The organism is Pandoraea cepalis (genome assembly GCF_902459665.1).
In the GTDB taxonomy this organism is placed as follows: Bacteria; Pseudomonadota; Gammaproteobacteria; order Burkholderiales; family Burkholderiaceae; genus Pandoraea; species Pandoraea cepalis.
The window spans coordinates 90,347-99,358 of sequence record NZ_CABPSL010000020.1 but is presented as its reverse complement, the minus strand read 5'-3'; the positions used below and the strand labels follow the sequence as shown (position 1 = coordinate 99,358).

10 protein-coding genes are annotated in these 9,012 nt (G+C 63.1%); all 10 read left to right on the top strand.

What is annotated here, in order from left to right; all coding sequences use genetic code 11:
* Nucleotides 1–545 (top strand): DNA polymerase III subunit gamma/tau C-terminal domain-containing protein (locus PCE31106_RS20510; protein WP_302476064.1); only part of this gene is annotated, 545 nt, incomplete at its 5' end.
* Between the two features lie 158 nt (nt 546–703).
* Complete coding sequence (locus PCE31106_RS20505) at nt 704–1,030, top strand: YbaB/EbfC family nucleoid-associated protein (RefSeq protein ID WP_017231405.1); 327 nt, start codon at nt 704–706, stop codon at nt 1,028–1,030.
* Between the two features lie 35 nt (nt 1,031–1,065).
* Nucleotides 1,066–1,662 (top strand): recombination mediator RecR, encoded by a 597-nt coding sequence (recR, locus tag PCE31106_RS20500; RefSeq protein WP_017231406.1) that lies wholly within the window; start codon nt 1,066–1,068, stop codon nt 1,660–1,662.
* A gap of 249 nt (nt 1,663–1,911) precedes the next feature.
* Nucleotides 1,912–3,270, top strand: a complete 1,359-nt coding sequence (locus PCE31106_RS20495; RefSeq protein ID WP_017231407.1) for a sigma-54 dependent transcriptional regulator — start codon at nt 1,912–1,914, stop codon at nt 3,268–3,270.
* Nucleotides 3,271–4,022: 752 nt separating this feature from the next.
* A complete protein-coding gene (locus PCE31106_RS20490) occupies nt 4,023–4,595 on the top strand; it encodes a hypothetical protein (RefSeq protein WP_150564532.1) in 573 nt (190 codons plus the stop codon).
* Nucleotides 4,596–4,600: 5 nt separating this feature from the next.
* Complete coding sequence (locus tag PCE31106_RS20485) at nt 4,601–5,113, top strand: FapA family amyloid fibril periplasmic chaperone (RefSeq protein WP_150564531.1); 513 nt, start codon at nt 4,601–4,603, stop codon at nt 5,111–5,113.
* Nucleotides 5,114–5,217: 104 nt separating this feature from the next.
* A complete protein-coding gene (locus PCE31106_RS20480; protein WP_232424475.1) occupies nt 5,218–5,760 on the top strand; it encodes a FapB/FapC family functional amyloid domain-containing protein in 543 nt (180 codons plus the stop codon).
* Nucleotides 5,761–5,790: 30 nt separating this feature from the next.
* Entirely contained in the window at nt 5,791–7,173 is a 1,383-nt protein-coding gene (locus PCE31106_RS20475; protein WP_150564530.1) for a FapB/FapC family functional amyloid domain-containing protein, read from the top strand.
* Nucleotides 7,174–7,225: 52 nt separating this feature from the next.
* Nucleotides 7,226–7,936, top strand: a complete 711-nt coding sequence (locus PCE31106_RS20470) for a C39 family peptidase (protein ID WP_051060032.1) — start codon at nt 7,226–7,228, stop codon at nt 7,934–7,936.
* A 12-nt stretch (nt 7,937–7,948) separates the two neighbouring features.
* Nucleotides 7,949–8,710: a hypothetical protein gene (locus PCE31106_RS20465; protein WP_150564529.1), complete on the top strand. Its 762-nt coding sequence runs from the start codon at nt 7,949–7,951 to the stop codon at nt 8,708–8,710.
* Nucleotides 8,711–9,012 lie beyond the last annotated feature (302 nt).

Below are 9,012 nucleotides of genomic sequence, written 5' to 3'. Positions count from 1 at the left end.
CTGCCGGCGGCGCAGGCGCCCATCGCGGCAGCGCGTCGCGCGCCTCCGACGAGGCGCCAGCCGGTGCCGACCCGGAGCCCGAGCCTGCAGGGGCTGCCGGTGCGGTAACGGCAGCGCCTGCGGCGACGCCGCGTGCTTGCGTCTATCGTGAAGCCGACGGTGTCGCACCGGTCTTTACCGGCGAATGGCCGGCATTGGCCGCGGGTCTCCCGGCACGCGGTCTCGCCCAACAACTGGCGTTTCAAAGCGAGTTGACCGAAGTCGCCGGTCGCGCGTTGCATTTGCGCGTGCCGCTGCGGCAGTTGGCCGATGCGGCCACCACCGACAAGCTGCGTCAGACGCTGACCGAGCACTTCGGCGCCGAGGTGCAATTGCATGTCGAGCTGGGGCAGGTGGGGACGACAGCGGCTTCGCTCGCCGCGCAAGCGGCGGCGGCGCGCCAAAGTGCGGCGGAACAGGCGATCGCGGACGATCCGCTCGTGCGCGAACTGATCGACGAATTCGACGCCCAGATTCTGCCGGGCAGCGTTCGCCCGTTACAATAAGGCCGTTCGCTGTCGCAATTCGGTGCCGGGTTTTCGAAGAAAATCCTCAAACGCGCGTTACACACGACGACACACGACGACACACCGCGATGCTCGGCGCGTACAGCATTAGACGCGCGGCATCCGACCCATCTCATACGATTTATTCAGGAGTCACCATGCTGAAGGGAAACATTGCAGGTCTGATGAAGCAGGCCCAGCAAATGCAGGAAAACATGAAGAAGGCGCAGGAGCAGCTTGCCCTGATCGAAGTCGAGGGTCAGTCGGGGGCGGGTCTGGTCAAGGTCGTGATGACGTGCAAGAACGACGTGCGTCGCGTGACCATCGACCCGAGCCTGCTGGCGGACGACAAGGACATGCTCGAAGACCTCGTGGCGGCGGCGTTCAACGACGCGGTGCGCAAGGCCGAAGCGACGGCGCAGGAGAAGATGGGCGGCCTGACCGCCGGTCTGCCGCTGCCGCCGGGCTTCAAGATGCCGTTCTGAGCGGTCCTCCGCCAGTTTCAAGAGACACACGACGCATGTCCCAGCTCTCGAGCCTGCAGGAACTCGCCGATGCCCTGCGCGCGTTGCCGGGGGTCGGCCCGAAGTCCGCGCAACGCATCGCTTACCATCTGCTGCAACGCGACCGCAAAGGTGCGGTGCGGCTGGGCGAGGCGCTGGTGCATGCCGCCGAGCAGATTCGTCATTGCGCGCGCTGCAATACGTTTACCGAAGTCGAGATTTGCGAGACGTGTCTCGATCCCGAGCGCGACACGAGCCTGCTGTGCGTGGTGGAAACGCCTGCCGACCAGAACATGCTGGAGCAGACGCTGACCTTCAAAGGGCTGTATTTCGTGCTCATGGGGCATCTCTCGCCGCTCGACGGCGTGGGGCCCGGCGAGATTCACTTCGAGCAACTGATTCGCCGCGCCACGGACGGCGTGGTCAAGGAAGTGGTGCTCGCCACCAACTTCACCAACGAAGGCGAGGCCACCGCGCACTATCTCGGACAGATGCTCAAGGCACGCGGTTTGCGCGTGAGTCGGCTGGCCCGGGGGGTGCCCGTCGGTGGCGAACTCGAGTATGTGGACGCCGGTACGATCGCGCGTGCCGTGCTCGACAGACATACGCTCTGAGCATGACGCGCGCGTGTCGCGCTCCAACGCTGCGCGTAGGTACTGCTCCTCTCATCCAATCGGATTAGCTGTTATTCGGTATTTCTGCACCCATCCCGGTCTTCTAGACTGAACCTGCCGACTTGATGACCCACCAGCACGGGGAATTCAAAAAGTTCACGAGCGGCGCGGGGCCGTATTCCCGTCGCGTAGATCCGGTCGATGACCCAATAACTGCGCACGGGCACTGCTTAGGCAGGGAGTTAAGGTATGGCTAACGATACCGGGCGCACCCTGATTTACGCCTCCCGAAAGCACAACGACGGTCTGTTGTCTTTCCTGGGAGAGCAAGGCTGGCAAGTCTTGCCGGCCAAGAGCGCCAGCGACGTCAGTCGCATTCTGAATCCGGGGACGACCAGCGCAGCACTCATCGATCTGGCGAGCGGCTATAGCGACCGCGAGATGGGCGCATTCGAGTCCTGCATGCAACCCGCCACGGTCGGCTGGGTTGCCGCGACGAATCCCGAACAACTCACGACGAAAGCGATTCGCCGGCTGATCCGCGACTATTGCTTCGATTACGTCAACGTTCCCTGTACGAACGACCAACTCGCCCATTCGATCGGACATGCCTGGGGCATGGCATCGCTCTCGGAGGTGCCGTTCGTCACGCCGCAAGTCGGCGGCGATCAGGAGATGGTCGGCACGTGCGAGGCGATGCAGCAACTCTTCCGCACGATCCGCAAAGTGGCCAATACCGAAGCGCCGGTGTTTATCTCGGGCGAGTCGGGCACGGGCAAGGAACTGAGTGCCGTGGCGATTCACGAGCGCTCGTCGCGTGCCAAGGGGCCGTTCGTCGCGATCAATTGCGGGGCAATTCCGCCGCACTTGATGCAATCCGAACTCTTCGGCTACGAACGCGGCGCCTTCACCGGCGCCAATGCGCGCAAGATCGGCCGCGTCGAGGCCGCCAATGGCGGCACGCTGCTGCTCGACGAAATCGGCGACCTGCCGATCGAAAGCCAGGCGAGCCTGTTGCGCTTCCTGCAGCAGGGCGCCATCGAGCGTCTCGGCGGACATGAAGTGATTCCGGTCAACGTGCGCATCATTTCGGCGACGCACGTCGATTTGGAGGAAGCCGTCAAAGAAGGGCGGTTCCGCATGGATCTGTTCCATCGCCTTTGCGTACTGCGGGTGGACGAACCGCCGCTGCGTGCGCGCGGGCAGGACATCGAGATCCTCGCGCACCATATTCTGCAACGCTTCAAGGGCGACAATCATCGCAAAATCCGCGGCTTCACCCAGTGCGCGGTACAGGCGATGTATGAATATCACTGGCCGGGCAACGTTCGCGAGCTGATCAACCGCGTGCGCCGCGCCATTGTCATGGCCGACGGCCGCATGATTTCGGCCAAGGATCTCGACTTGACGCCGTGGGTGCCGACCCTCGTGCGAACGCTCGAGGAAATTCGCGCGGAGGCCGAACGAACGGCCATCGAGCAGGCATTGCTGCGCCACTGTCATCGGCTCACGGACGTGGCGGCAGAGCTGGGCATTTCGCGCATTACCCTGTACCGCCTCATGTGCCGGTATGGAATGCGTGGTGACGAATCGGGCGTGCCGGCCTGATGTCTTCTGGCGAAGAGAGGGCGGCCGTCCTGTGATGAGCAGGGCGGTCGTTTCTTTTTGGGCTCCTGAATATCGTCGAGTTGAGCCCGCAAGTCTTACCGCTTTACGCCGTGTTTTCACCACTGTCCTCGCAATCCACGACTTCTGCCATCGCCAATAACGACGGGCGAATCCGGCGAACCTTCCCGCAGTCCTCTCGAACGTCTTCCATACGCATTGCGTTGTCTCGCCTGTCCAGAGAACGCGTCCCGCGGCGTCGTACGCGTGCGTTTGCGGTGCGTCGTCACCTGCGCTTTCCCAACCTCGCGAAGTCCTGCCTGCGGTCGGGGGGAACGCGCTTTGTCGCCGCCGAAAATGGGCGTGGCCGGTGGCCGCGCAGACCGATCAAAGATGAAACATCCACGGCACCGTGCGGCGTCGCGCCTCGCGCGGGCATCTGTGACGACGCTGTGTCGTTACGTCGCAGGCGGATAAAACTGCCGCAATTCTGTCACCGGAAGCCCTTGTCAACCGGGGCTCCAAGGCAAGCGTCGCTGGCGACGCCGATATCGTTCGCAGTTCGGAATGTTTGTGGAATGCGTCGGTGATGTGGCGCCGGCGGCCTGGCATGGCCTGCGTATCAATGCTGAAACGTTTTCGCGCATTGGCCCGGGCGTTCGGCCAAGTCGAAAAATCTAACGTCAATGTTTTCAATCACTTAAGTCGGGTGGCACGGAAGTCGCTTTATTGAGCCGGGCAAGGAGGGCACAGCGATGCGAATTCTCACCACCGACATTCAGTACCGAGTACGACAAGGCGCAGGCGCGCTGGCCGCTGCCATTGCCGCGACGTTCGGTCTGTGCGCTGCACCGGCGCAAGCGCATGAATTCTCGCGCTCGCCGCTTATGCACGTGGCGATGCTGACGGGCTCAATGGTGCCGACGTCGTTTTCGACGACGCTGCCTGCGATGCGGGTCACGGATGCCGACCCTGCCATGGTGGCACCGGTCACCGACCTGGTCCCGGTCGCGGCCCGCACGACGATGGACGAAGCACCGGCCGCGGCCGGCGGCGACGACACGAGTCCCATTGCCAGCGTCCAGGACATGGGCGTGACCGGGGTGCCCCTTGCGGCAGCCCGTGTCGACGACGCACAACTCGGGAGCCAGCGCGGCCGCAATCTGCAAGGCGGCGCGATGGTCCAGTCACCTGGAATGACGCTCGCCAACGGCGTGACGTTGTGGGACGAACTGCCCGGCGCCGTGACGCCGATGCCGCGTCCGCAACAACTGTCGAGCGGCGTGAACAACGTTCAGGTGACGCGTGTGACTTACTCCACGCGGTGAATCAGATGACTCAATTCTCCTTGGTGCATGCCGGCAGTGTCCTCGCCACGATGATGGTGGCACTGACCCCGGCGCTGCTCCCCGGCCGCGCGCACGCCGAACCGGCGACGCCCGGGGACCTGGTGATCGAACGCAATATCGGCCCGGAAGTCGCCTATCGCGGCTTGCCCCGTGAGCAGAACCCGATTGGCATCGCCGTACCGGCATTCCCGACGGGGCCGTTCAACACCGCCATGGGGGCTGTCAATCAGGTCATGGATAGTGAGTTGACGGGCCGCGCCTCGGTCGGTCTCGTCACGGGGGCCGTGCGCTCCGGCATCGACCCGGTGATGGGGGTGCTGGTGGGCAATGCCCGCGGTGGCAACGCCCTCAACACCTCGAACGGCGTGGGCGGTGGCTTCAGCGCCGGGGTCGGCGGTGGCGGTGGTATCGGCGGCATCGGCACGCTCGTCCCGTCAGTGATCAACTCGGCGCTGGCACCGCTCACGAGCATTGGTGCGGCAGGAGCGGCGAAATGAGCGCGCATCGCCTGTCGCATCGTGCCCATCGCGCCATCGCTCTGGCGGCAGCCACCGCCCTGAGCGCCGTCGCAGGAGTGTCGTCGGCACAAGACGTGTGGATCGTGAACGGCGAACTCGCCGGCACGCACGCCACCATCGATAACGGTGTGGCGGTGGGTGTGACCGGGGCCCTTGGTGTCAATCAAGCGGCCGGCGTGAACAACGCCCAGGCCAACAGCGCGGTCATCGCCAATGGCGGCGGAGTGAGCGTCGGCGCATCGAGCACGAATCAACAGGCGCTCGTCACCACGACGACCGGCGCGGCCAGCGCCGCAATTCAAGGCAACGCATTTTCGGGCACCTCGGGGCTGACGCAAGTCAATCAGTCGAGCGGTGCCGGCAATCTTCAACGCAACGCCACGGTCATTGTGACGGGCGATGCGGCTGGAGTGGCGAGCGTATCGGATACGGCACTATCCGCTGCGATCGCTAAGGGTGGCCCGGCTGGGCACGACAACCTCAACGATCTGTTCCGCACGGCGTCGATTTCCGGTGACGCCTTCCGCGGTGCGAACGGTGTGGTCCAAGTGAACCAGTCGGCTGGGATAGGCAATGTAACCGCAAATGTTTTTGTGCTCCGTCCCCCGGCGGGCACATCTTTTTAACTGGGTAACTCTCTCGTCAAGGAGATGGTCATGAAAACGAAAGCAATTGCAGCGGCCGCACTGCTGGTAGCAACGGGTTCCGCCATGGCGTACCCGTCTCATCACCAGCAATACAGCTTCTCGTTCATCGGCAACGAAACCAACGTTCTGAACCTGGTCGGCATTTTCGGTCTGGTCGGCATTCGCGGCTGCGTCACGGTGGACAACACTGGCAACGCTGTCGTGCAAAGCAGCCAGATGGTCGACGCGCACGGCGTGCACCTGACGGGCCCGCTGCTTGGCAGCTACGTGACGGGCGACGTGACGTACGGCGTGCATTCCAAGACCACCACGGTCTCGAACCAGGGTAGCGCATACCTGCTCGCTGGCTCGACCAGGACGTCGTTCGACAACACGACGTCGTGGGTGAATGCCGAGGCCAATGGTCACCTGAACACCAGCCAGTCCTTCCAGGCCGGTGCCGGGTATATCGCGGGTCAGTCACACTCCGGCTCGGGCAGTTTCATCGCCGGTGGTGGGTATGAGTATTCGAACATTGCGGGTGGCTTCGGCGCCATCGGTGGCGGTCACTTCTGGCTGCCGGGTGGAGGTGGGGTTTACGGCGGCTACCTCTTCGGCAACTTCGGTGCAGGCCAAGGCGCCGCATGGGGCGGATACGCCTACCAGCAGCAATCGCAGGAAGCTGCCGGCTTCCTCGCGGCAGGCTTCCTGAACACGCAGAAGAGCTTCGACGCAGGGTTCCACGGCTTGTTCAACGAAGGTCAGGCTTCGGTCCATAGCGAATCGATTGCCGCAGGCGCACTGTGGGGCTTCTCCGACACGTACATGAAGTCGACCACGTGGGTGCATGGCGCGATCACGTATCACATCAACACGGCGCAGCTCCAGACGATGGGTGCCACGCTGGGCAATGGGGCATTGGCCAACGCCAACGGCAACATCGGTGTGAACGTGGCGGCAGGTGCCGACAACGCGCAGGCCAACAACGTTGCGATCGCTTCGCTCAACGCCCAGCCGGTATATGCCTCGGCACAGGTGTTCGCGAACCAGTCGTCGCGGGGTTCGGCCAGCATCTCGCAGTTCTTCGTCAACGCCAGCGTGGGGGATAACGCCCTCGCGGGTGCGACGGGGAATGTGGGTGTGAACGTGGCCGCAGGTGTGGGCAACGTGCAGCAGAACGGCCTGGCCGCCGCGGTCTCGCAAAGCGGTTATGGCTGGTACAAGGGCGGTGCGGCCAACTCGACGGCGCAAACCGACCAGTCGGCTTCGATGCACGCTTCGGGCGACTTCATCGCCAATGCTTCGCTGGGTAACGGCGCACTGTCGTGGGCCAGCGGCAACATCGGTGTGAACGTGGCTTCGGGTATCGGCAACGTGCAGAGCAACAGCCTTGCCGTCTCGGCAATCAAGTGAAGTACCGAACCGGTCCGGGGATTCCCGGACCGGTTTTTTCATGAGGTGTGACATGAATGATGCGCGTCGTGCCGCAGTGAGGATCGCTACTGTTTGCGCTCTGGCGTGCGCAAGCGTGGCCGGGCACGCGCAGTATGCATCGGTGAACCTCGAATCTTCGACTGGTGTACCGGCGGTCAAGAAGATGCGCTCGTTCAAGTCGATGCACTACGTGAATCTGGTCCAGCAGGAATACGACTTCAGCTGTGGATCCGCAGCCTTGGCAACGCTGCTGCGATACGGCTACGGGATCGACATACCCGAGCCGGAAATGATCCAGCGAATGATGGCGTTCTCCAACCCGGAAACGGTCATCAAGAATGGCTTCTCGATGCTCGACATGAAGAAATTCGTGGAGACGCTGGGACTCGAGGGGCGAGGATTCAAAGTTGACGTGAACGCGCTTTACGACTTGCGCATCCCGGTCATCGCGCTGATCGACGTCAACGGCTATCAACACTTTGTAGTCATCAAGGCAGCGAAGGACGGACGGGTGTTCGTGTCCGATCCGGCGCTGGGCAATCGCATTATCGAGCAGGCCGATTTTGCCAAGCAATGGAACGGCTTGGTGTTGGCGGTCGTCGGCAAGCCGTTTTTGGAGGATTCACCGCTGCTCAAAGGAAACGAGTCCCTGGCAGTCAAGTTGCGCGACAGCGCCTTGGCGACCGGGACATCTCCGGCCCCGATGGTGGACTTCGGCATCATCCGGGCGGATCTGTTTTGAGACCAGACCATCATGAACCGATTTGTCCCGATGCTGGCAATCCCGCTGCTTGCAAGTGCCGTGCCGGCATTTGCATCGAGCGTGGTGCCCGAGAGCTGGACGCCTGTGAGCGATGAAGTGCTCGCGCACGCGACCGGCAAGTACGCACAACAGAACATGATCACGGGCTTTCAGCTCGTCATGCAGTCGCAATGGCAGATGCCGACCGGTGCGAGCCTGATGGCCACCGGCGTGCTGGGTGTGAATCAAAACGGCGGCGGCGTCCAGGTGCAGACCGGTGCCGCGACCGGCATTATCCCCGGTCTGGTCAACGCGACCGGGCCGCTTACGCAGTCAGTGTCGGGCGCGTCGAGTGTACTGATCAACGGCGTCGCCCAGATCACGCAGGTGGCCGGCGACGCGAACAACGCCCTGAACAAAGCCATCATTCAGTTCGGTCCCGGGGTAACGATCGCGTCGCTGGTGCCGATCGGCGGGCAGGGCGCGAACAGTTCGCAGACCACGGTGGGCAATTTGAGCGCCAGCGTGGCCATTACGTCGGCCGGCATGCAGATCACGTTGAATACGCCGAACGGCAATCTCGGCCAGAGCGTGGGCGGCGGGGCCGGTGCGGCGATGAACCAGATCATGCAGGTCGTGCAGGTGGCGGGTAACGCCCAGCAGGTCATGAACACGATGCAACTGAATCTGCAGACGAATCCGCTTACGTCGGCCGCACTGCATCAGGCCGGCATTCAGAGCGCGTTGGCAAACATCGCCGCGATCCGCCGATGACGGTCGAGGATCGTCAACTCAGGTCGACGACGTGAAGCGCAAGTGAAGGGTAAGGCAAGAGCAAGTGAAGTGACGGCGCCGCGCTGCCTTGGATGCGCAGGGTGACGCCGGCAACCGTGTCCGGCAACGTTGCAACCCTTGGCCGGACGCCAGGATAACGAGAAGTGGGGCGTCGCCGCAGGTCGCTTGCGGTGAACAAGAAGGTGATGTCGGCAGAGCCCGGGCATTGCACGTCCACCGAGATCGGAACGGGTTTCGCACGCATCACCCCGCAGTCGAGCAGCAAGGACAACCGTTGTTGG